Source organism: Undibacterium sp. GrIS 1.8, assembly GCF_040544445.1.
In the GTDB taxonomy this organism is placed as follows: Bacteria; Pseudomonadota; Gammaproteobacteria; order Burkholderiales; family Burkholderiaceae_D; genus Undibacterium.
In genome coordinates this window covers 1-21,301 of record NZ_JBEONQ010000029.1, presented here as the reverse complement: position 1 = coordinate 21,301, position 21,301 = coordinate 1, and the positions used below count along the sequence as shown (strand labels likewise).

Here is a 21,301-nt window from a genome sequence, read left to right as displayed (position 1 = left end):
AGCAATAATTGGCAACATCTCCACAACAGGCTAAAAGTGCAGCTAGCGGTTTTCCTTGGGGAAGACTATGGTTTTTACTAGGTGCACTTGTCGTATATAGGGTTGGCGCGCACATACCAGTTCCTGGTATAGATCCAACGTCTCTGGCTGAATTGTTTAAACAAAACCAAGGTGGCATTCTTGGAATGTTTAATATGTTCTCCGGTGGGGCTTTATCACGTTTTACGATATTTGCCTTAGGTATCATGCCGTATATTTCTGCATCGATCATTATGCAGTTAATGTCAATAGTTTCACCACAGCTAGAGGCCTTGAAAAAAGAAGGCGAATCTGGACGTCGGAAGATTACACAATATACACGTTATGGTACTTTGTTGTTAGCAACGATACAGGCATATTTCATAGCTTTTGGTTTGGAGGCACAACCTGGATTGGTAATTGATCCTGGAATGGCATTTCGATTTACGACTACTGTGACTTTAGTTACCGGTACGATGTTTTTGATGTGGTTAGGTGAGCAAATTACCGAACGAGGTCTTGGTAATGGTATATCAATTATTATCTTTGCTGGTATTGCTTCTGGATTGCCAAACGCGTTGGCTAGCTTATTTGAATTGGTTCGTACGGGTTCTATGCATTACATATCTGCAATGTTGATATGTTTAATCGCCGGTGCTGTTACTTTCCTAGTTGTTTTTATTGAGCGTGGTCAACGTAAGATATTAGTCAACTATGCTAAGCGTCAGGTTGGAAATAAAGTTTACGGTGGGCAGAGTAGTCACTTGCCTTTGAAGTTGAATATGGCAGGTGTGATTCCCCCAATATTTGCTTCTTCCATCATCTTATTTCCGGCAACGATTACTAGTTGGTTCACTAAGGGTATGGATTCTTCAGAGAGTAGTTTTATACGCTTTTTGAAAGATTTGGCGGCGTCAATGGCGCCTGGTGAACCGATTCATGCATTGTTGTACGCAGTTGCTATTATCTTCTTTTGTTTTTTCTATACTGCGCTAGTTTTCAACAGTAAGGAAACAGCAGATAACCTGAAAAAGAGCGGTGCGTTTGTGCCAGGTATCCGTCCAGGTGATCAGACCGCACGTTACATTGATAAGATTTTGATGCGCTTGACTTTAGCTGGTGCGGTTTACATTACTCTAGTATGCCTGTTGCCAGAATTCTTGATAGCGCGTTGGAAAGTGCCATTTTCGTTTGGTGGTACGTCTTTATTAATTATCGTAGTGGTTACGATGGATTTTATGGCTCAAGTGCAAAACTATGTGATGTCACAGCAATACGAATCGCTTCTTCGTAAAGCAAATTTCAAGGGCGGAATTCCTTCTAGGTAACGCCCAGAGGAACAGCAGATCGAATGGCAAAAGACGACGTTATACAAATGCAGGGTGAGATTTTAGAGAATCTTCCAAATGCAACATTTCGAGTTAAGTTGGAAAACGGGCATATTGTACTAGGCCATATCTCAGGAAAAATGCGTATGAATTATATTCGCATCTTGCCTGGCGATAAGGTGACGGTAGAATTGACGCCTTATGATTTGAGCCGGGCGCGAATAGTGTTCCGTACTAAGTAAACAAGTAACTAGAAGGAAAGAGGGCAAAAATGAAAGTTCTCGCATCAGTAAAGCGGATTTGCCGCAACTGCAAGATCATCAAGCGCAAAGGTGTAGTTCGTGTGATTTGCACAGAACCACGCCATAAACAGCGTCAAGGTTAATTGACGTTATTTGACGAGGAATAACGAATGGCACGTATCGCAGGGGTTAATATCCCAAATCATCAACATACCGTAATTGGCTTAACTGCTATCTATGGTATCGGCCGCCCGCGCGCACAAGATATTTGTGTGGCTACTGGTGTTTTGACCAGTAAAAAGGTTAAAGATCTGGACGACAACGAACTAGAGAAACTCCGTGACGAAATTGCAAAATTCGTCGTAGAGGGTGACTTGCGTCGTGAACTCTCGATGAACATCAAGCGTTTGATGGACTTAGGTTGCTACCGCGGCCTGCGTCATCGTAAGGGCTTGCCTTGCCGTGGTCAACGTACACGTACGAATGCTCGTACACGTAAGGGTCCACGTAAAGCAGCGCAATCTTTGAAGAAATAATCTAGGAAACTAGATTCAAGGAAATATTATGGCAAAAGCACAAAATAACGCAGCCGCAGCCCGCGCTCGTAAAAAAGTTAAAAAGAACGTTGCAGAGGGTATAGCTCACGTGCACGCCTCTTTTAACAATACAATCATTACGATCACTGATCGTCAAGGCAATGCGCTTTCCTGGGCAACTGCTGGTGGTGCGGGTTTTAAAGGTTCGCGTAAATCTACGCCGTTTGCAGCTCAGGTTGCAGCGGAAGCAGCTGGTAAAGTTGCTGTTGAATGCGGTATCAAGAATCTGGAAGTTCGTATCAAGGGCCCTGGTCCAGGACGTGAATCTTCAGTACGCGCTTTGAATAACCTTGGAATTAAAATTTCCTTGATTCAAGACGTTACACCAGTCCCACACAATGGTTGCCGTCCTCCTAAACGTCGTCGCATCTAATAGCTAAGATATCGAAAGATATCGCTGCTAGCTTTTTATCGGTTTAGCCGTTAAAATGTAGCCCGCCAATGAAATTGGTGGGTTTTGTGTTGTATTGATTATTATTTTAAGACCACCGTCTGGTTGTCAGCAGATCAGACTAGCGCAGCGGAGTAATGTCTCTGCTCTGCGTCATTAAACAAAGGAAATTACCGTGGCACGTTACATCGGACCAAAAGCAAAATTATCCCGCCGTGAAGGTACGGATTTGTTTCTTAAAAGCGCTCGTCGCTCTTTGGATTCAAAATGTAAGTTAGATGCAAAACCAGGTCAACATGGTCGCACTTCTGGTGCTCGTACCTCTGACTACGGTAATCAATTGCGCGAAAAGCAAAAAGTTAAACGTATGTACGGTATTTTGGAACGTCAGTTCCGCCGTTACTTCGCTGAAGCTGACCGTCAAAAAGGTAATACAGGTGAAACTCTGCTTAAGTTGCTGGAGTCTCGCTTGGACAACGTTGCTTATCGTATGGGTTTTGGTTCTACCCGTGCTGAAGCGCGTCAATTGGTCAGCCATAAAGCATTCACTGTTAATAATATCGTTGTTAACATTGCTTCTTATCAAGTTAAAGCTGGTGACGTTGTTGCTGTTCGTGAAAAGGCGAAAAAGCAAGTGCGTATTGCCGAGGCTTTGTCTTTAGCAGAACAAAATACTATGCCATCTTGGGTTGCGGTTGATTCCAAGAAAATGGAAGGCACTTTCAAGTCTATGCCAGATCGTAGCGACATCGCTCACGACGTTAATGAATCTTTGATTGTTGAATTGTATTCACGTTAATATTCAAGTTTCACTGCCTGCCTATTTCTGATAGGCAGGCTTTTTTCTTTAATGCCATCAGCCTTATCGGTGTAACGAGCCGAGGGTATTGAAAAGGACATTGCAATGCAAAACAATCTGTTGAAGCCACGTATTATTGATGTGGAAATGTTGGGTGCTGGTCATGCAAAAGTGACTATGGAGCCGTTTGAACGTGGCTATGGTCATACATTGGGTAATTCATTGCGTCGTGTTTTGCTATCTTCTATGGTTGGTTATGCCCCAACTGAAGTAACTATCGCTGGCGTAGTTCATGAATATTCATCTTTGGATGGCGTTCAAGAAGACGTAGTTGATATGTTGTTGAATTTGAAGGGTATCGTCTTCAAATTGCATAATCGTGATGAAGTTACGCTGACATTAAAGAAGGATACTGAAGGCGCTGTATTGGCTTCTGATATCGATTTGCCACATGATGTAGAGCTGATTAATCCAGATCACGTTATTGCGAACCTGACTGCCGGTGGCAAGTTAGAGATGCAAATCAAAGTTGAAAAAGGCCGTGGTTATGTGCCAGGTAACGTTCGCCGTTTGTCCGAAGATGCGAATAAAACAATTGGTCGTATGATTCTGGACGCATCGTTTTCTCCAGTGCGCCGCGTTTCTTACGCAGTAGAGTCAGCTCGTGTTGAGCAGCGTACCGATTTGGATAAACTGGTCATTAACATTGAGACCAACGGTGTCATTACACCTGAAGAAGCGATTCGTCAGTCTGCACGTGTTCTGGTTGACCAATTGAATGTATTCGCAGCTCTGGAAGGTACCGAAGCTGCTGCTGAAGCGCCATCCCGTGCGCCGGCTGTTGATCCAGTATTGTTGCGCCCAGTTGATGATTTGGAATTGACGGTTCGTTCAGCAAATTGCCTTAAAGCAGAAAATATTTACTACATTGGCGATTTGATCCAACGTAGCGAAAACGAATTGTTGAAGACGCCAAATCTGGGTCGCAAATCTTTGAACGAAATCAAAGAGGTATTGGCGTCCCGTGGCCTGTCTTTAGGTATAAAGTTAGAAAACTGGCCACCTGCTGGCTTGGAAAAATAATTGGTTGTAACGGCTGTGTGGCAAATGTTTAATTAATATTTTGCCGGGCAGTCGTATTAGTAGATTGACTGTAATAGATAGTTTTTGTAATTTGAAGTGCCAAGCAATTACCGGCCCGCGCTGCACAACGCAGTGATAGAAGAGCTGGAATTTTTTTAAAAATCTGAAAGGAAATATCATGCGTCATCGTCACGGCTTACGTAAGCTGAATCGTACTTCTTCCCACCGTTTGGCTATGTTGCGCAACATGACAGTATCGTTGCTGCGCCACGAAGCCATCAAAACAACTTTGCCAAAAGCAAAAGAACTGCGCCGCGTTATCGAGCCGATTCTGACTTTGGGTAAAACAGATACATTAGCGAACAAGCGTCTGGCGTTTTCTCGTTTGCGCGATCGCGAAATGGTCTTGAAATTGTTTGCTGAATTAGGCCCACGTTATGCAAATCGTAATGGTGGTTATCTGCGTATTTTGAAAATGGGTTTCCGTGTTGGCGACAACGCGCCTATGGCCTACGTAGAATTGTTAGATCGTCCAGAAGTCACGGACGTAGATGCAGCTCCAACAGCAGAATAATTTGTTGTTTGCATCAAAATATAGAAAGCCAGGCTAAGCCTGGCTTTTTTATTGTCTCTATCGATTTGGGCAGGTATTCTCATTGCTTGTTAAAATGCAAGACTAATTTTTATTTTGAGAAATAGAAACGATCGTCTTGCTGGTGATTACCCAGTTTTTGATGAGAGAGCGGTAACACCAAATATTTTGTGTTTATAAATATGAAGGTAGTATCTGTGAACCTCAAATCAAAAATACTATTTGGACATCGTCAGTATTTGGCACAACAATTATCCATTGTGTTTGGATTTTTGATCAAATTAACCAATGCAGATTGCGATGAGTTATTAGCGATTATTTAAAGATCGCATCAGCAGGAAATACCGCAAATTATCACCACCTTCAATTGCGCACGAATCACCTGTTTGTGTGCGATGGATCATCCAAGAAATAGGACTTGCATGAAGATTCAATATTCCAACGAGAAAAACACGTTCAATCGCTATCTTAATCAGTTACGTATTCAATTTGCTTGTGTTGCGGCGATGATATTGCTTTGCTTTGGTTTTTCATCTGTTGCGATTGCGGATGATTTTTTAGATCCCGAAGTCGCCTTCAAAGTTAGCGGTAAAATGATCGAGCCTGGCGTAGCAGAAATCAACTTCAATATTGCTGATGGATATTACCTGTACCGCGAACGCTTCAAGTTTGCTTCGGACGATGCAAAGCTGGGTGATATCGTGATACCTAAAGGTAAAGTTAAGTTTGATGAGACCTTTCAAAAAGAGGTTGAAACTTATCGTCATAGCTTAGTCGTCAAAGTTCCCGTACAAGCTTCAGGTGACTTCACGCTCAAAGTCACTAGCCAAGGTTGTGCTGACCAAGGACTGTGTTATCCACCGCAAGACGCTTTGATTAAGTTATCGATCGCCGATGCTCCAGCCAAATCGGACGTCGCCAATACCGTATCTGATCATAGCGCTGATACTGAAATCCACAGCATTAGTGCAGCACTAAAAAGTGGCAAGCTGATCGTTATCCTTCCTTTATTTTTATTACTTGGGCTTGGTCTCTCATTTACGCCTTGCGTATTGCCTATGGTGCCAATTTTGTCGTTCATTATTGTCGGCGAGGGTACCTCAGTCCGCCGCAGCCGTGGCTTTTTGCTGTCCTTAGTGTATTCATTGGGGATGGCTCTGGTTTACACCGCATTAGGTATTGGTGCTGGCCTGGTAGGCGAAGGTCTTGCGGCAACACTGCAGAATCCTTGGGTGCTGGGTACGTTTGCATTGCTGATGGTAGTTTTGTCTTTGTCGATGTTTGGGGTTTATCAATTGCAAGTACCGGCGGCTTTACAAACCAAGCTGACCGTTGCTTCTGAGGGGCAGCGTAATGGTAAGTTATTCGGTGTATTCGTCATGGGGGCAATTTCTGCATTGATCGTTGGCCCTTGTGTGGCTGCGCCGCTGGCAGGTGCCTTGGTTTATATTAGCCAGACCCGCGACGTCGTGGTGGGCGGTTCTGCTCTGTTTGCAATGGCAATTGGTATGAGTGTTCCACTATTGTTGGTTGGTTTATCCGCAGGTAGTTTATTGCCACTCGCGGGGGCATGGATGGAAAGCATCAAACGTTTCTTCGGTGTGCTGATGCTGGCGATGGCATTGTGGATGGTTTCACCTGTGATCCCAGTATGGGTGCAGATGATTGCGTGGGCGGTACTATTGCTTGGCTATGCAATTTTCCTATTGTTCTTGCACAAAGGTAATTTGTATTCCAAAGGATTCGCTGTGATCTTTGCTGTTCTGGGGCTAATTCAGTTGGTTGGTGTGCTCACAGGTGGTCGTGACGTATTTGCGCCATTGTCGCATTTGACCGGTAGCGAAAAGCATGGCGTGACTTTCACCCGTGTGCGCTCTGTCGCAGAATTAGATGCTGCCCTGGCGCAATCAAAAGGTAAAGCGGCGTTATTAGATTTTTATGCTGACTGGTGCGTCTCTTGTAAAGAGATGGAAAAATTGACTTTCACCGATGATAAAGTGAAGGCAAAAATGGATCAGATGTTATTGCTGCAAGTCGACGTCACCGCCAATAATGCAGATGACAAAGCATTACTGAAACGGTTTGGTTTGTTTGGTCCGCCTGGGATTATTTTCTTTAATCAGCGCGGAGAAGAAATTACTGGTGGACGTGTGATTGGTTACCAGAATGCTGAGAAATTTCTAAAGTCGATTACTGCTTTTGAAGCATCGCGTTAAGTCTTTAGAGCAAAGTAATGCCTTTGAATAACGTCGATATAACAGCTAAGATATAAGCAAGCAACTACTCTGTCCTTGAAACGGGAGCGTACAAGTTCTATAGTCTTTAACTTAACAGTTGAATGGAGAATGAAATGACTTTACGTTTAGGTGATACCGCTCCCGATTTTGAACAAGATTCTTCGATAGGGAAATTGAATTTCCATGCCTGGGCAGGTGATTCTTGGGTGGTATTTTTTTCACACCCTGCTGATTTCACCCCGGTCTGCACTACCGAATTGGGACTAACCGCCAAGCTGAAGCCTGAGTTTGATAAGCGCAACGTCAAAGCGATTGCCTTATCAGTAGATGGCGCAGAATCTCATTTGAAATGGATCAAGGATATTGAAGAGACGCAAAAGACTGTCGTCGGCTTTCCTATCGTTGCCGATGCGGATCGCAAAGTTGCGGCGCTATACGACATGATTCATCCGAATCAATCTGAAACGGTCACAGTGCGCTCGTTGTTCGTCATCGATCCTAAGAAAAAAGTTCGTCTGATCATTACTTATCCGCTGACGACCGGTCGCAACTTTGACGAAGTTTTGCGTGTGATTGATGCCTTGCAATTGACGGATGGCTATACCGTAGCGACGCCTGGTAATTGGCGTGACGGCGATGATGTCATCATCCCTTTATCGATTAAAGATGAAGAAGTGATTAAGCAAAAATATCCAAAAGGATACACATCGCCAGTGCCGTATTTGCGGATTACGCCGCAGCCGAATAAGTAATTGTGTCGTTACTCTCAAAGAAAATGCCCCGTTATTACGGGGCATTTTTTATAGTGGTTTGCGCTGATAGCGCTACTATCTTACTGGCACAACCATCTCCGCGTAATCGTATAAGGCACCTAGAATTTCTTCATCACTTTCACTAGCAGTTTCGGACAACTGATCAATCTGATTAAAAAAATCATCAACCGTCCGTGCTTTGCCAGCACCATCTAACATACGGGCGATGCGGTGTTCTTCCCACTGTGCTTGTTCAGCTTCGCTTAAGCTATCCGGGAAGTTGCGGGCGCGATAACGAAATACTAATTCTGCCAAACGACTATCTTGAAAATCAGGATGTGTCTTAGCGAGTTGTGCAGGACTCATATTGCGTAGTTCATTCAGCAGGCGCCTGTCACCCGCGCCTATAAATCCGCCATAAAGATCCTCATCAACATCCGCCGCCTCGTGCTGTGGGCGTGCATAGACTTGCTCCCACAGCGTACGCATGGCATCAGCTTGATCTGCCATTAACGTAGCCGTTTTTTGTGCATGCTGGTGGACTTGCGTCAGATCGATTTGCCAGCGCTCTGCCATTGGCGCGGATAAAGTTTTTAAGTTGCCGATCACGATGGGGGATTTGTTCAGGTGAATTGTCTTGACTGGCAAGCGTGTGACGTCCTCAGGCAGATCATTGGTTTTGCTGAACATGCGTAGTTGTATGCTGGCTGCATCAAGTGTCGCCAGTTCGGACGGATCATGCGCCAGATCCCAGGCGATCACTTCATTTTTATTTTTGGGATGGATCGCTAACGGCCACATCACAGCAAGGCAACCGCGCTCGGTAGGAAACATACCGGAGACGTGCAGAAAAGGTTTGCCTAGCAGCGGTATGCCGATCTCACTCGCCGCTTTTTCTTTTTTATGCAGCGCCAGACAAAACTCAAATAACTTAGGCTGATGCTGGCGCACCAGGCGGGCGAGGGCAATGGTTGCGCGCACATCGGATAAGGCATCATGCGCTGATTCATGCGCAATGCCATTCGCAGCGGTCAGGTGTTCTAAGCGGAAACTCGGCTTGCCATCGTCATTCGTCGGCCAATGTATGCCCTCTGGTCGCAGCGCATAGGTCGTGCGCAGCATATCCATAATGTCCCAGCGCCCGCACTGGTTTTGCCATTCGCGCGCATAAGGATCGATCAGATTGCGCCAGAACATAAAGCGCGTGATCTCGTCATCAAAACGGATCGTGTTATAGCCAACACCGATGGTGCCAGTGTGCGCGAGTTCTGCCTCTATTTTTGCCGCAAACTCGTATTCAGGGATGCCGCGTTCCAGACAGGTTTGCGGGATGATATGAGTGATCAGGCAGGACTGCGGGTCAGGCAAAAAATCATTCGCTGGCTGGCAGTACCACATCATGGGCTGACCAATTTCGTTCAACTCAGCATCGGTACGGATTGCGGCAAATTGGGCAGGACGATCACGCCTTGCTTGCGCGCCAAAGGTTTCGTAATCGTGCCAGAGGAAGGTGGTTTCTTGCATTGGTCGTTTTTATCTGTACAAAAAATGTAAACAAAAATTAAAAATAAGGGGAGTATATTTTATTGTCCATATAAATTCTGGGCAATAGAGCATATTATCGATGTACACCTGCCCAGTATATGGCTATAGCACGCCAATTGGATTAATCTCGTCGTTTGCTGGCTTTGTCTTCCAGATAGCGCTGGCTACGGAAATACAGCAACAAAATAATCACAATCGCCAGCATCATACCCATGGTGATCCAGAATCCTGCAGCATGTTTCAGCAAAGGCATCTCAACGAAGTTCATCCCAAAAATGCCGGTGATTAAGGTCAGCGGCATAAACAAGGCGGTGATGACGGTCAGCATGCGCATGATTTCGCTGGTGCGGTGAGCCATTGCCGAGAAGTGGATTTGTACCGCCGACTCCAAGGATGCCTCCAGCCGCCGCGCATGGTTCAGAACACGGCTGATGTGTTCCATCACGTCGTTGGTGCGCACCAGTAGCAAATCTTTGGCACGACCGTCGCCACTATCGCTACCGTCATGCGTATCTACAATGTGATCGCGCAGCTCTTGCAGGGCGTCACGCTGCTCCTCGCACAGGCTGTCGAGCTTGCGCAATTCAATGCGTGAATCCAACAAGGCAAACCAATTCTTAAAAGGCCGGCGCGGATCGAGCAAGGCATGCTGCCAGCGGTCAAGCTGTTGGGTCAGCGGTTGACGCAGTTCCAGATATTGATCAACCATCGCATTGAGTATGCGCAGCATTAAATCTTCTGGCGAGCAAGGCAGGCGGCTGGAGTGACCATTACCTTCTGCCTTATGTTTGTAATTGAGCAAACGGCTACGGGCATTGTCGATGGTGCGACTTTTGACTGAGCGCACGGTGACTAAAGCATTCCCCATCAAGAAAAACGATACTGGCACCGTCAATAGCTTGTTGAGTACAGCAGGGATTTTTCGCTTTTGAATCTCGTTTGTTTCTGCGTTAGGGATTGCTGCTGCTTCACCATTCAGTGCCAGTTTGCGGAATACCACCATCTCATAATCTTGTGTCGCATCGAAGTAGGACGGATGCGTCAAGTTGACAGCGTCTTTTAAATGCAAATCATAAATTTGCGTGCCGGTGATGCGAGTGACTTCTTCGCGCCAGGCTTCGGGATCAAGGTTCACTTCATCATGCGTCGCATCTAGCCAGACAAATCCCGCCGGCTTAATGGACGCATCAGGATTAAGTAAAACTTGTGTGTCATTGATGTGAAAAATATCCATACGAACGATTACTTTTTAAAAATCAGCCACAGCGCGGCAAGAGAAATAATACAGGTCGATGCTATCGCTATTTGCGCAATGAAAGTTAAGCTGACAAGCGCAAACCAAGTGCCGCCAATGAGTACCATCAGTAGCGTTGCCAGAAGGCGAACTGCTTCCAGTTTGACATAGAGTTTTTGCTGCTCCATTAAACCACCAACGATCCATAATCCAGCGATCAGCCAGATCGCATACGGTAGCAAGCTACTAAATGCTGTGTTGGGTGCAATCGTCAAAAAATGTGTGCCTGCTTGCAGCGTAATAACAAACTGCACCAAGCAATACCACATCTTTGCGCCAGTCAACGGCGGGTTAAATTCAGGGCGTTGCAGGTCGAATGATTTGGCAGGTGATGTTGCGACAATATCGGCGGGACGCCAGCCGGGTGGCATAAACCAGATGCGACATTTATCCCACCAATTTTGTGTATGCCACGCATCTGAGGCAACGGCTTTGTACACCTCTACATTTGCCCATAAAGGATTCCAGCTACGCAGCGGGCTACGGGTACCAAAGACGACAGGATGTGCGTCTTGTTCTTCTATAAACGTACCGAACAAGCGGTCCCATAAAATTAGAATGCCACCATAGTTTTTATCCAGATACAGATCATTCACACCGTGATGTGCACGGTGGTTGGATGGCGATACGAACACGCGATCAAACCAGCCCATCTTATCGATTTGCTCGGTATGTATCCAAAATTGGTATAACAAATCGATCAGCGCAATGATGATAAATACATGAACCGGAAAACCGAGCACAGCCATCGGCAAATAAAAAATCCAGCCAAATAAAGCGCCACTACTGGTTTGCCGCAGCGCGGTCGTCAGATTATAGGATTCGCTTTGATGGTGTACCACATGTGCGGCCCAGAGCAGATTGGTTTCGTGTCCCATTCTGTGTAGCCAGTAGTACAAAAAATCATACAGTAGCAGGCCAGAAACCCACACCCATACACTGTTATCAGATAAGTCAAAAATCGCAAAATGTTGCGCTACCCAGGCATAAATGCCGATTGCCAGGACTTTTAAAAACACACCGATGATTTGGCTCATCACGCCGAGACTCAGACTATTGATCGCATCATTAATACGGTACAGGTGTCGTTGCCGGCGTCGTGCGACGATAAATTCAATTGCGATTAGCAAGAAAAAAACAGGACTCGCAAAGGTAATGATTTTTTCTTGCATGATAGTGGGTAGTTGGCAGGTAGTTTTAGTTTGATGCAGGATTTAGTAAGTTTTAACCGAGCGTGCGATCAGGTAAAGCGCCAGATAATAGGTCGCCAGTATCAGTAGGGCGGCATGCGGCAACGGGGCATTAAACTTATTGTATGCCAACAGCGTGTCGGACAACATAAATGCCAGACCGCCAGCCATGGCAAGCTTACTGGCCTTGGTTTTTAAGACCAAATGCCGCGCCAGTGCTTGCGATGTCATGCAGAGCAAGCAGACAACATAGACGACCACGGGGACGCGTAACTCACCCGGAATACCTGGCCATAAAATAATGAGATTAATTACACCGATCATGCCGATAATTAAAAAAATCCAGGGCCGTGATACCAGCCGTGTGTCGCTGATAAACGCCCGTAAAAAACATAGATGCGCTAATAAGAAGCTGGCCAGACCGAGTAAAAATCCAGACTTGAACAGCGTCAGTGGCAGCATGAGAAAAACATCACCCACGAGTGAAAAGAGGATGCCGATCAAAATCGCTTTGCGGTACCTCACATTGAAATGTCGGACGCCAAAAGCCACCCAAAAAATCAGTAAAGTGGTCAGCGGTTTAAACGCATAGTGCAGCCAGATCAGCTGGTCTGTTTGGCCTGTAATTTGTTCCGCAGCGCCAAATATAGCTAGCGCTGCGGCAAGGACGATGAGAGACAGCTTTAGCATAAGACTTTATGCATTGTGCTTGAGCAGACGGGCAACGTCACGGGCAAAGTAAGTGAGAATCCCATCAGCACCAGCACGCTTGAAAGACAGCATGGTTTCCATCATGGTTTTGTTGTGATCCAGCCAGCCATTTTGTGCGGCAGCTTTGATCATCGCGTACTCACCGCTGACCTGATAGGCGAAAGTAGGGACTTTAAATTCATCTTTGACACGACGGACGATGTCCAGGTAAGGCATGCCGGGTTTGACCATCACCATGTCGGCACCTTCGGCTAAATCGAGGGCGACTTCACGTAAGGCTTCGTCGCTATTTGCGGGGTCCATCTGATAATTAGCTTTATCACTTTTTCCCAGATTGCTGGCTGAGCCAACCGCGTCGCGGAAAGGGCCATAAAATGCAGACGCATATTTGGCTGAGTAAGCCATGATGCGGGTATGGATGTAGCCATTCGATTCCAGCGCCTGACGGATGGCGCCAATACGGCCATCCATCATGTCGCTCGGTGCGACGATATCGGCTCCGGCCTCTGCCTGAGTCAATGCCTGACGTACAAGCATCGCGGTGGTTTCATCATTGAGTACATAACCATTTGCATCCAGCAAACCATCCTGACCGTGACTGGTATACGGGTCGAGCGCCACGTCTGTCAAAATACCTAACTCAGGAAAGCGGCTTTTTAATTCGCGGATAGCACGTGGAATTAAACCTTTGGGATTAGTTGCTTCAATGCCGTCAGCGGTTTTTAAACTTGGGCTGATCGCTGGAAATAATGCCAATACGGGGATGCCAAGCGCAACGCAGTCCTCTGCCACGCCGAGTAATACATCGACTGTAACGCGTTCTACACCGGGCATCGATGCAACTTTTTCTGATTGATTAGTGCCTTCAATCACAAACACGGGATAAATTAAATCGGATACCGTCACACTGTTTTCGCGCATCAGTGCGCGGGAGAACACATCTTTACGCATGCGGCGCATACGAACAGCGGGAAATTGGAACGGTTTGATTGAATTAGGCATGATGGTCACCAAAATTTATATTGAGGTTAGTGAAACTTTTCGCAAGATGCAGGCTCAGACAAGCAGGTTGTAAATTGTGTTCAGCTCCGGGATGTTCAATTTTAATTTGAAAGTGTAATTAAAATTGTAAATCCCAGCGTCAAACTCATCTTCAGCTTACCGCTTCTCATCCCTGAGCGGGCGCCTGTTGTCCTATATGACGGGCGTTATTGCCTCGGCACGATTTAGTTCTGCCGAGGCTTTTTTATTCGTGTACTTATTATGACTGTTGTGACTGATGTTGCTGGGCCGAGACGCTACCATCTTCACCCTCATTATTATCGTTGTCATTAGCAAGACGCGATGGTGGCGTATAAGGCAAATCCAAACCTAATAAAGATTGCAGTTTTGCATCTGCTTCTTCAATGCCAGTGCGTTTTAACGACGAGAATAGTTGAGCTGTAAACGGGAAGGGCTTACCTTCCGCATCGGTGTAGCTAGCCAGCACGGTTTGCGTCAGACGCAAGGCGTTGGTGGAATCATTGCGATTGAGTTTATCGGCTTTCGTCAGCAGGCAATGCACAGGACGGCCGGTCGGAGCGAACCATTGCAGCATCTGCGTATCCAGATCAGTAAAAGGGCGGCGCGCATCCATAATCAAGATTAGTGCTGACAACTGGTCGCGGTTTTGCACATAGGATCCCAATAGCTGGTTCCAGTGATGCTTGGCGGCGCCAGGCACCTCGGCATAGCCGTAGCCTGGTAGATCGACCATCATGGCGCGAATTTCATCGGCACGGGTCTCATCCTTACGATGTTGGCCGACATGCGCACCACCGATGGAAAAGTAATTAATATGCTGTGTGCGTCCTGGTGTTTTAGAGGCAAAACATAATTTTTTCTGATTACACAGAATGTTAATGGCAGTTGATTTGCCTGCGTTGGAACGGCCTGCAAAGGCGATTTCCGGCACGGATGAATTGGGCAAATCGCGTAAATGATTGACCGTTGTAAAAAAACGGGCTTGCCAAAGGATAGACATAGAAGTTGCTTGTAAAGGTGAGTGAGTGCTTGATAAGTACTAAATAAGTGCTTAATTATTGCTTAGGTGCTTACATGCCTACGTGCTCGGTACATGGAAATTGCATGGAAAAATGCAACAGAAGAAAGAGAATCGCTTAAAGCTATTGTACAATAAGGGGTTAGGTATTGGGCTGCATGTTTCCAATCCTGTATTTTGTGCTTATTGTTTTACTTGCGTTTTGCTTGTGCGCTTGATTCAGGTTTGATCTGGGTTTTAGTCGCAGCAAACGTGCGTTGCCAATAGGGCAGATTCCATAAATTAGTCTCAAGGTGTTTGAATGAACCGTGCTTTTTTACCTTTTTTAAAGTCTATCAGCATCGCCATGTTAGCGATGTCTGCAATCACCTCTGTGGCATATGCCAACCAAGAAGCGAAGGCCCCTGCAAAAGCGGATGCAGCCAAAGGTGAGGCGCTTTTTACGAACGGTGATGCAGCACGTGGGATTGTCGCTTGCGTATCTTGCCACGGCGCAGCGGGTAATTCGACTATTTCGGTCAATCCAAAGTTGGCTGGACAACATGAGGCTTACATCGCCAAGCAGTTGTCAAATTTCACTGGTCCAGACCGCAATAATCCAGTCATGACCACATTTGCAAAAGCAATGACAGAAGACGATATGAAAAACGTCGCTGCCTACTTAAGCACACAGAAACCAAAACCAGGCGCGGCCAAAAATAAAGACATCGTCGAGCTCGGCAAACAAATTTATCGTGGCGGTATCGCTGAGAAAAACGTACCCGCCTGCGCTGGTTGCCATAGCCCTAACGGCGCTGGTATACCTGCGCAATTCCCACGTATTGCGGGTCAGCATCAGGACTACACGGTCGCCCAGTTGACTAACTTCCGTACTGGTACACGTAAAAACGGCATACAAATGACAACCATCGCCAAACGTATGTCAGATGATGAAATGAAAGCAGTTTCCGATTACATCGCTGGCTTGAAATAAATACAGAGATACAACAAAAGAAACAAATTAAAGAATAAACGGAGGGGGTGGCAAAAGCCATCCCCTTTTTTATTTTTAGAACAAATTAATTATGGAAATAATTGTGGAAACTGATACCGCCGGATTGCAACTCCAGACCGAGCGCCGCTGGTTAGCCGATGGCATAGAATTGCTCTCATCTATGCGATTTGCCATTAGTTTGTTGGTATTGATTGCAGTCACTTCTATTATCGGTACGGTATTAAAGCAAAACGAGCCTATGCCGAATTATGTGAATCAATTCGGACCGTTCTGGTTTGACGTGTTTCATAAAATGGGCATGTATTCCCTATATTCCGCTTGGTGGTTTTTACTGATTATGGCGTTTTTGGTGCTATCTACCAGCTTATGCTTAATTCGTAATGCGCCGAAGATGCTAAAAGACATGCGTAGCTGGCGCGAGAATGTACGCGAGCAATCTCTGCGTAATTTTCATCACAAGGCAGAGTGGCAAGCGACCAATACGCGACCTTTAACTGTGCAGCAAATAACGGCGCACATCACTCGCCTTGGCTACAAGTTCAAAGTAGTAGAAAAAGATCATGCGACTTTGATCGCAGCTAAACAAGGTGCAGCAAATAAGTGGGGTTACATTTTTGCGCACAGTGCAATCGTGATCATCATGGTGGGTGGCTTACTTGATTCTGATTTATCTATCCGTTATCAGCAATGGTTTATGGGTAAAGTTCCTTTTGATGGCAGTGGCATCATTGCCAAAATTCCGGCACAACACCGACTGGCGCTAGGTACTCCCACCTTCCGCGGTAATACCACTATTCCAGAAGGCGCTACAAGCAGTACTGCAATTATTCAGCAACAAACAGGTGTACTGATTCAGGATTTGCCATTTACGATCAAACTGAATAAATTCATCATCGACTACTACTCAACGGGCATGCCCAAACTTTTTGCCAGCGAAGTGATGGTGAAAGATCATGAGACAGGTAAAACTTTTTCAGCCACTATCAAAGTGAATGAGCCGCTGATTTATAAAGGCGTTGCGGTTTACCAGTCCGGTATTGAGGACGGCGGTAGTCATTTGTCGCTGGCCGCATATCCCATGTCGGGTGATGCAATGACGAGTATTGCCATATCTGGTGATGTCAATGGCACGACACCTTTGCCATCTGCCAGCGGTAATGACTACACAGTAGAGTGGACTGGTTTTCGCGTGGCTAATGTAGAGAATATGGCTAACAACACGCAGGACGTCCGTGCCGTCAATTTGAATCAGAGTTTTAATCAGCAACTGGCCTCCGATCTGGATAAACATACTGGATCAGCAGGAAAAAGCGCCAACAGCAAAAATCTGAAAAATGTTGGCCCTAGCGTGCAATACAAATTGCGCGATAAAAATGGTCAGGCTAAAGAGTTCTCTAACTATATGCAACCGGTAGAGTTGGATGGCGCGTCGATTTTTTTAGCGGGCATGCGTGATAATCCTGATGATGCTTTTCGCTACCTGCGGATTCCGGCGGATGATGATGACACCGTCGTTGAGTGGATGCGTTTGCGGGCAGCATTGGCCAATCCTGAATGGCGCCAAATAGCGGCACAGCGCTATGCCAAACGCGCTTTGCCCAATAATGACGCAAAGTTACAAGAGCAACTAGGTCTGTCTGCCTTCAAAGGCTTATCGATTTTTGCAGGCCAACCTGGTGACGCTGGTAAAGTAAATCAGAAATCAAATCAACCGTCGGGTTTTGTCGCTATTTCTCAATTTTTGGAACAAATTCCTGCGGCTGAGCAAGCCAAGGCTGCCGATGTATTTATGAAAATTTTAAATGGCAGCATGTGGGATCTGTGGCAAGTTGCGCGCGAAAAAGCGGGACAGCCAGAGATTGAGCTAAATGAAAAGCATGTAAAGTTTTTGCAATTGGCGACTAGTGCTTTGTCGGATTCGTTTTTCTATGGCGCTCCATTTTATTTACAATTGAGCGGTTTTGACGAGGTAAAAGCTTCTATCTTGCAAGTGACTCGCTCACCCGGAAAAAACATCGTCTATCTGGGCTGCCTGTTTTTAGTGATTGGTGTGTTTTCGATGTTTTATATTCGTGAACGCCGTCTTTGGATTTGGTTGAAAGATGCCGATGTTGGTGCTAATCCTGAGGGCAAGCCAGCAACCAAAATATTAATTGCCCTCAGTTCCCAGCGCAAAACCCTCGATTTTGAGAAAGAGTTCGATCAGTTGAAGGCAGAATTGCCACAAGTAATTAAACCAGCAAACGATCCACCTTCGCAGTTGTAATCGACTACACTGTTCTTTGAAGTGCTTTAGCAGCAGATTGTTTAGATATCGGAAATATGATGGAAATGACACAAAACTATACGCCTTACCAAGGCTTCTTTAAGCGGCTGAGTGCAATCGACTGGTTTTATGCCCTAGCTCTTAGCGTAGGTGCTTTATTCGCATTAAGTCGTTTTGGCATGTATATGGATGGCTATGAAAAAGGGATTTTACTGTTTGCCGTGCCCGCATTTGTATGGCTAGGCTGGCATTGGAAGCCCGTGCGCTGGCTGCTGGTTGTGCTGACGTTGATTTCTCTGTTTGCTATTTACCTGTACGCAGGTTCGCTGGAGATGGCCAATCAAAAGTTTTTCCTCAAATATCTGTTTTCTAGTCAATCCGCGATTTTGTGGATGAGCACTTTATTCTTCTTATCTACCCTATTTTATTGGGGTGGTTTGGTTGTCCGCTCTGATTTTGGATCTTCTATCGGCTCGACTTTGTGTTGGGCTGCCGTGATTATGGGTTTTACTGGCATGCTAGTGCGCTGGTATGAGTCGTATCTGATCGGTGTAGATATTGGTCATATTCCGGTATCCAATTTGTACGAAGTGTTCATCCTGTTTTCCATGATCACGGCTTTGTTTTACCTGTATTACGAGCAGCAATATAAAACCCGTCAGTTGGGGCCGTTTGTATTGATCGTGATTTCTGCGGCAGTCGGATTTTTGTTGTGGTACACGGTCAAGCGCGACGCGGCAGAGATTCAGCCACTGGTTCCGGCATTACAAAGCTGGTGGATGAAAATCCACGTACCTGCTAACTTTATCGGCTACGGTACATTCTCGCTGGCAGCGATGGTTGGGGTGGCGTATTTGTTGAAATCTAAAGGTTATTTGCAAGACCGCTTGCCCTCTTTGGAAGTGCTGGACGACGTAATGTATAAAGCCATTACGGTCGGTTTTGCTTTCTTCACGATTGCGACGATTTTAGGCGCGTTGTGGGCAGCAGAAGCATGGGGTGGTTACTGGTCTTGGGACCCGAAAGAAACTTGGGCTCTGATTGTCTGGCTGAACTATGCCGCCTGGTTGCATATGCGCCTGATGAAAGGCTTGCGTGGCCAGATTGCCGCATGGTGGGCTTTGATTGGCTTGCTGGTAACGACTTTTGCTTTCCTCGGCGTGAATATGTTTTTGTCGGGCTTGCATTCTTACGGAACCTTATAAATCCACGAGCACAATTCGCTTCTAAAGCTTTTACACAAATTCAAAGCCTCGCAAACGCATGTTGCGAGGCTTTTTTTCTTTGTTTCTGTAAAAAATGTAAGGTTCAGCAGACTCTGGCGACTCATGAGAAACTATTCGCAATCTAAAGACTCAAACCAGTAATAAAAAATTGTTGTTCTTGCATTTTCATCTCGTCGCATAGGGAGTCACCATGTTGATCAAACGTAGTCCAAACGGCATCGACTTGCCATTTTCATCCGAAATCACACCTCGCTCTATTTTTGAATCGCGCCGTGATTTTATTCGTCAAATGGCGGTGGGTTCGGTCGCTGGCACTGCCTTGTTTGAAATGGCACAGCGCGAAGCATTTGCGCAATCGGCTACAGCACAAAAGCTGGCCGCGACCCTCAATCCCGCTTATGCGCTGGTGGAAAAAAAGACCAGCTATAAAGACGCGACGACCTATAACAATTTTTACGAGTTCGGTACCGATAAATCAGAGCCTGCGATGAACGCTGGCTCGCTCAAACCACGCCCCTGGACTGTGACGATTGAGGGCGAAGTGAAAAAGCCAATGACACTGGACTTGGATGCTTTGCTTAAACTGGCTCCACTGGAAGAGCGCATCTATCGTATGCGCTGCGTTGAAGGCTGGTCTATGGTGATACCTTGGACTGGTTATTCTTTGTCGAATCTGATCAAAAAGGTGGAGCCGACGGGTAATGCCAAGTTTGTGGAATTCACGACGTTGGATGATAAAAAACAAATGCCTGGACTACGTCGCCCGGTATTGGAGTGGCCGTATGTGGAAGGTCTGCGTATGGATGAGGCGATGCACCCTCTCGCTCTGCTAAGTCTGGGTATGTATGGCGAAGTATTGCCAAACCAGAACGGTGCACCGGTGCGGATGGTGTTGCCTTGGAAATATGGTTTTAAATCGGCCAAATCCATCGTCAAAATTCGCTTCACCAAAGAGCAGCCAAAAACTGCCTGGAATATCGCCGCACCTAGCGAGTATGGTTTCTATTCCAACGTGAATCCAGAGGTCGATCATCCGCGTTGGTCGCAAGCGTCTGAGCGTCGTATTGGTGAGGACGGGATTTTGTCCAGAAAGCGCAAAACACTGATGTTTAACGGTTACAGCGAAGTGGCTTCTTTGTACGCCGGCATGGACTTGAAGAAGTTTTACTAAGGTATGAAATTGCCTTCATTTCAGCCCTCACCAAAACAGTTGAGTCTGATCAAAGCAGTCTTGTTTGTGATCGGTTTGCTGCCATTTGTCCGTTTGGTCGCATTCACCTTTCTCGATAAGCTGGGTGCCAATCCGGTGGAGTTTATTACCCGCAATACCGGTGACTGGACGCTATATCTGCTTTGCATCACCTTGTCGGTGACGCCGCTACGTAAATTGACGCAATGGAACTGGCTTATCCGCTTGCGGCGTATGACGGGTTTGTTTGCTTTCTTTTATGCCTTACTGCATTTCACCACGTTTTTATGGTTCGATCACTTTTTTGATCTGACTGAAATGTGGGCTGATGTAATTAAGCGTCCGTTTATCACAGTCGGCTTTATCGCGTTTGTTTTGCTGTTACCGTTGGCGCTGACCAGCACCAATAGCATGATCAAACGCCTGGGCGGCAAGCGCTGGCAATGGTTGCATCGGCTGGTGTATGTGATTGTGCCGCTAGGGATATTGCATTATTTCTGGATGAAGGCCGGCAAGCATGATTTTTTTCAACCCATCATTTTTGGCACGATCGTTGCGCTCTTATTGTTGATGCGAGTGTATTGGCGCTGGCACAGCAGGACGGCACTTACTCCTACCGCAGTCAGATAAAGAAAAACGCGCTGTGAGCGCGTTTTTTTATAGGAAAAAATGGGAGTATCAGCCCAAAACATGGGCGGATTCAAGTACGAAAAGCAACATTGAATAAAAAGTCAAAGGGTCAGATGCGATAGCATTCTGCCTTTTGACCAGCCAGTCGAAAGTTGCCGAATATGCGCTATACACACC

Annotated in this window: 22 protein-coding genes; 16 read left to right on the top strand and 6 right to left on the bottom strand. The window is 46.1% G+C overall.

The annotated features are described in order from the left end of the window. Positions 1 to 8: 8 nt before the first annotated feature. The 11 genes from secY (at position 9) to AAKU64_RS14265 (ending at position 8,038) form a co-directional block, all read left to right on the top strand. Complete coding sequence (gene secY / locus AAKU64_RS14315; protein WP_354362328.1) at positions 9 to 1,346, top strand: preprotein translocase subunit SecY; 1,338 nt, start codon at positions 9 to 11, stop codon at positions 1,344 to 1,346. Between the two features lie 23 nt (positions 1,347 to 1,369). Continuing rightward, entirely contained in the window at positions 1,370 to 1,588 is a 219-nt protein-coding gene (gene infA / locus AAKU64_RS14310; RefSeq protein ID WP_014004414.1) for a translation initiation factor IF-1, read from the top strand. A 29-nt stretch (positions 1,589 to 1,617) separates the two neighbouring features. Beyond that, positions 1,618 to 1,731 (top strand): 50S ribosomal protein L36, encoded by a 114-nt coding sequence (rpmJ, locus tag AAKU64_RS14305; RefSeq protein WP_014004415.1) that lies wholly within the window; start codon positions 1,618 to 1,620, stop codon positions 1,729 to 1,731. A gap of 27 nt (positions 1,732 to 1,758) precedes the next feature. Beyond that, positions 1,759 to 2,124 (top strand): 30S ribosomal protein S13, encoded by a 366-nt coding sequence (gene rpsM / locus AAKU64_RS14300; protein WP_322120225.1) that lies wholly within the window; start codon positions 1,759 to 1,761, stop codon positions 2,122 to 2,124. Between the two features lie 28 nt (positions 2,125 to 2,152). Continuing rightward, positions 2,153 to 2,557, top strand: coding sequence for a 30S ribosomal protein S11 (gene rpsK, locus AAKU64_RS14295; RefSeq protein WP_110255932.1), 405 nt, complete (start codon positions 2,153 to 2,155; stop codon positions 2,555 to 2,557). A 193-nt stretch (positions 2,558 to 2,750) separates the two neighbouring features. Beyond that, positions 2,751 to 3,374: a 30S ribosomal protein S4 gene (gene rpsD, locus AAKU64_RS14290; RefSeq protein WP_322120224.1), complete on the top strand. Its 624-nt coding sequence runs from the start codon at positions 2,751 to 2,753 to the stop codon at positions 3,372 to 3,374. A 105-nt stretch (positions 3,375 to 3,479) separates the two neighbouring features. After that, positions 3,480 to 4,457 carry a DNA-directed RNA polymerase subunit alpha gene (locus AAKU64_RS14285; protein ID WP_354362327.1) on the top strand — a complete coding sequence of 326 codons (978 nt, stop codon included), beginning with the start codon at positions 3,480 to 3,482 and terminating at the stop codon, positions 4,455 to 4,457. Positions 4,458 to 4,635: 178 nt separating this feature from the next. After that, positions 4,636 to 5,031: a 50S ribosomal protein L17 gene (gene rplQ, locus AAKU64_RS14280; RefSeq protein ID WP_262835016.1), complete on the top strand. Its 396-nt coding sequence runs from the start codon at positions 4,636 to 4,638 to the stop codon at positions 5,029 to 5,031. A 215-nt stretch (positions 5,032 to 5,246) separates the two neighbouring features. Then, complete coding sequence (locus tag AAKU64_RS14275; RefSeq protein WP_354330072.1) at positions 5,247 to 5,372, top strand: hypothetical protein; 126 nt, start codon at positions 5,247 to 5,249, stop codon at positions 5,370 to 5,372. 99 nt (positions 5,373 to 5,471) lie between these two features. Beyond that, positions 5,472 to 7,265: a protein-disulfide reductase DsbD gene (dsbD, locus tag AAKU64_RS14270; protein ID WP_503012707.1), complete on the top strand. Its 1,794-nt coding sequence runs from the start codon at positions 5,472 to 5,474 to the stop codon at positions 7,263 to 7,265. 134 nt (positions 7,266 to 7,399) lie between these two features. Next, the gene (locus tag AAKU64_RS14265) at positions 7,400 to 8,038 is read left to right on the top strand and encodes a peroxiredoxin (protein WP_354362326.1); all 639 of its coding nucleotides are present in this window, start codon (positions 7,400 to 7,402) and stop codon (positions 8,036 to 8,038) included. A gap of 75 nt (positions 8,039 to 8,113) precedes the next feature. On the opposite strand, the gene sbcB is transcribed toward AAKU64_RS14265, so the two are convergent. The 6 genes from sbcB to yihA all read right to left on the bottom strand — a co-directional run bounded on the left by sbcB (position 8,114) and on the right by yihA (position 14,801). Then, positions 8,114 to 9,562 (bottom strand): exodeoxyribonuclease I, encoded by a 1,449-nt coding sequence (gene sbcB, locus AAKU64_RS14260; RefSeq protein WP_354362325.1) that lies wholly within the window; start codon positions 9,560 to 9,562, stop codon positions 8,114 to 8,116. A gap of 142 nt (positions 9,563 to 9,704) precedes the next feature. Continuing rightward, positions 9,705 to 10,817: a magnesium transporter CorA family protein gene (locus tag AAKU64_RS14255; RefSeq protein ID WP_354330076.1), complete on the bottom strand. Its 1,113-nt coding sequence runs from the start codon at positions 10,815 to 10,817 to the stop codon at positions 9,705 to 9,707. An 8-nt stretch (positions 10,818 to 10,825) separates the two neighbouring features. Next, positions 10,826 to 12,049 (bottom strand): sterol desaturase family protein, encoded by a 1,224-nt coding sequence (locus AAKU64_RS14250; protein ID WP_354330078.1) that lies wholly within the window; start codon positions 12,047 to 12,049, stop codon positions 10,826 to 10,828. Between the two features lie 42 nt (positions 12,050 to 12,091). Further along, on the bottom strand, positions 12,092 to 12,757 hold the full coding sequence (locus AAKU64_RS14245; RefSeq protein WP_354330080.1) for a lysoplasmalogenase: 666 nt from the start codon (positions 12,755 to 12,757) through the stop codon (positions 12,092 to 12,094). Positions 12,758 to 12,763: 6 nt separating this feature from the next. Then, a complete protein-coding gene (gene hemB / locus AAKU64_RS14240; RefSeq protein WP_354330082.1) occupies positions 12,764 to 13,780 on the bottom strand; it encodes a porphobilinogen synthase in 1,017 nt (338 codons plus the stop codon). A 259-nt stretch (positions 13,781 to 14,039) separates the two neighbouring features. Next, a complete protein-coding gene (gene yihA / locus AAKU64_RS14235; RefSeq protein WP_354330083.1) occupies positions 14,040 to 14,801 on the bottom strand; it encodes a ribosome biogenesis GTP-binding protein YihA/YsxC in 762 nt (253 codons plus the stop codon). A gap of 319 nt (positions 14,802 to 15,120) precedes the next feature. On the opposite strand from yihA, the gene AAKU64_RS14230 reads away from it, so the two are divergent. The 5 genes from AAKU64_RS14230 (at position 15,121) to msrQ (ending at position 21,124) form a co-directional block, all read left to right on the top strand. Further along, complete coding sequence (locus AAKU64_RS14230) at positions 15,121 to 15,792, top strand: c-type cytochrome (protein ID WP_354330085.1); 672 nt, start codon at positions 15,121 to 15,123, stop codon at positions 15,790 to 15,792. A 91-nt stretch (positions 15,793 to 15,883) separates the two neighbouring features. Further along, positions 15,884 to 18,079 carry a cytochrome c biogenesis protein ResB gene (locus tag AAKU64_RS14225; protein ID WP_503012579.1) on the top strand — a complete coding sequence of 732 codons (2,196 nt, stop codon included), beginning with the start codon at positions 15,884 to 15,886 and terminating at the stop codon, positions 18,077 to 18,079. Between the two features lie 59 nt (positions 18,080 to 18,138). Next, a complete protein-coding gene (gene ccsB, locus AAKU64_RS14220) occupies positions 18,139 to 19,284 on the top strand; it encodes a c-type cytochrome biogenesis protein CcsB (protein ID WP_354362324.1) in 1,146 nt (381 codons plus the stop codon). 211 nt (positions 19,285 to 19,495) lie between these two features. Continuing rightward, complete coding sequence (gene msrP / locus AAKU64_RS14215) at positions 19,496 to 20,476, top strand: protein-methionine-sulfoxide reductase catalytic subunit MsrP (protein ID WP_354330091.1); 981 nt, start codon at positions 19,496 to 19,498, stop codon at positions 20,474 to 20,476. A 3-nt stretch (positions 20,477 to 20,479) separates the two neighbouring features. Further along, positions 20,480 to 21,124 (top strand): protein-methionine-sulfoxide reductase heme-binding subunit MsrQ, encoded by a 645-nt coding sequence (gene msrQ, locus AAKU64_RS14210; protein ID WP_354362323.1) that lies wholly within the window; start codon positions 20,480 to 20,482, stop codon positions 21,122 to 21,124. The last annotated feature ends 177 nt before the right edge of the window (positions 21,125 to 21,301 follow it).

What these genes read in the sequence shown, in the direction of transcription:
- AAKU64_RS14285 (WP_354362327.1), top strand. Translation starts at nt 3,480, where the DNA reads ATGCAAAACAATCTGTTGAAGCCACGTATTATTGATGTGGAAATGTTG.
- AAKU64_RS14250 (WP_354330078.1), bottom strand. Translation starts at nt 12,049, where the DNA reads ATGCAAGAAAAAATCATTACCTTTGCGAGTCCTGTTTTTTTCTTGCTA.
- AAKU64_RS14230 (WP_354330085.1), top strand. Translation starts at nt 15,121, where the DNA reads ATGAACCGTGCTTTTTTACCTTTTTTAAAGTCTATCAGCATCGCCATG.
- AAKU64_RS14255 (WP_354330076.1), bottom strand. Translation starts at nt 10,817, where the DNA reads ATGGATATTTTTCACATCAATGACACACAAGTTTTACTTAATCCTGAT.
- rpsK (WP_110255932.1), top strand. Translation starts at nt 2,153, where the DNA reads ATGGCAAAAGCACAAAATAACGCAGCCGCAGCCCGCGCTCGTAAAAAA.
- infA (WP_014004414.1), top strand. Translation starts at nt 1,370, where the DNA reads ATGGCAAAAGACGACGTTATACAAATGCAGGGTGAGATTTTAGAGAAT.
- msrQ (WP_354362323.1), top strand. Translation starts at nt 20,480, where the DNA reads ATGAAATTGCCTTCATTTCAGCCCTCACCAAAACAGTTGAGTCTGATC.
- dsbD (WP_503012707.1), top strand. Translation starts at nt 5,472, where the DNA reads ATGAAGATTCAATATTCCAACGAGAAAAACACGTTCAATCGCTATCTT.
- rpmJ (WP_014004415.1), top strand. Translation starts at nt 1,618, where the DNA reads ATGAAAGTTCTCGCATCAGTAAAGCGGATTTGCCGCAACTGCAAGATC.
- yihA (WP_354330083.1), bottom strand. Translation starts at nt 14,801, where the DNA reads ATGTCTATCCTTTGGCAAGCCCGTTTTTTTACAACGGTCAATCATTTA.
- hemB (WP_354330082.1), bottom strand. Translation starts at nt 13,780, where the DNA reads ATGCCTAATTCAATCAAACCGTTCCAATTTCCCGCTGTTCGTATGCGC.
- sbcB (WP_354362325.1), bottom strand. Translation starts at nt 9,562, where the DNA reads ATGCAAGAAACCACCTTCCTCTGGCACGATTACGAAACCTTTGGCGCG.
- AAKU64_RS14225 (WP_503012579.1), top strand. Translation starts at nt 15,884, where the DNA reads ATGGAAATAATTGTGGAAACTGATACCGCCGGATTGCAACTCCAGACC.
- ccsB (WP_354362324.1), top strand. Translation starts at nt 18,139, where the DNA reads ATGGAAATGACACAAAACTATACGCCTTACCAAGGCTTCTTTAAGCGG.
- AAKU64_RS14245 (WP_354330080.1), bottom strand. Translation starts at nt 12,757, where the DNA reads ATGCTAAAGCTGTCTCTCATCGTCCTTGCCGCAGCGCTAGCTATATTT.
- rpsM (WP_322120225.1), top strand. Translation starts at nt 1,759, where the DNA reads ATGGCACGTATCGCAGGGGTTAATATCCCAAATCATCAACATACCGTA.
- rplQ (WP_262835016.1), top strand. Translation starts at nt 4,636, where the DNA reads ATGCGTCATCGTCACGGCTTACGTAAGCTGAATCGTACTTCTTCCCAC.
- msrP (WP_354330091.1), top strand. Translation starts at nt 19,496, where the DNA reads ATGTTGATCAAACGTAGTCCAAACGGCATCGACTTGCCATTTTCATCC.
- AAKU64_RS14265 (WP_354362326.1), top strand. Translation starts at nt 7,400, where the DNA reads ATGACTTTACGTTTAGGTGATACCGCTCCCGATTTTGAACAAGATTCT.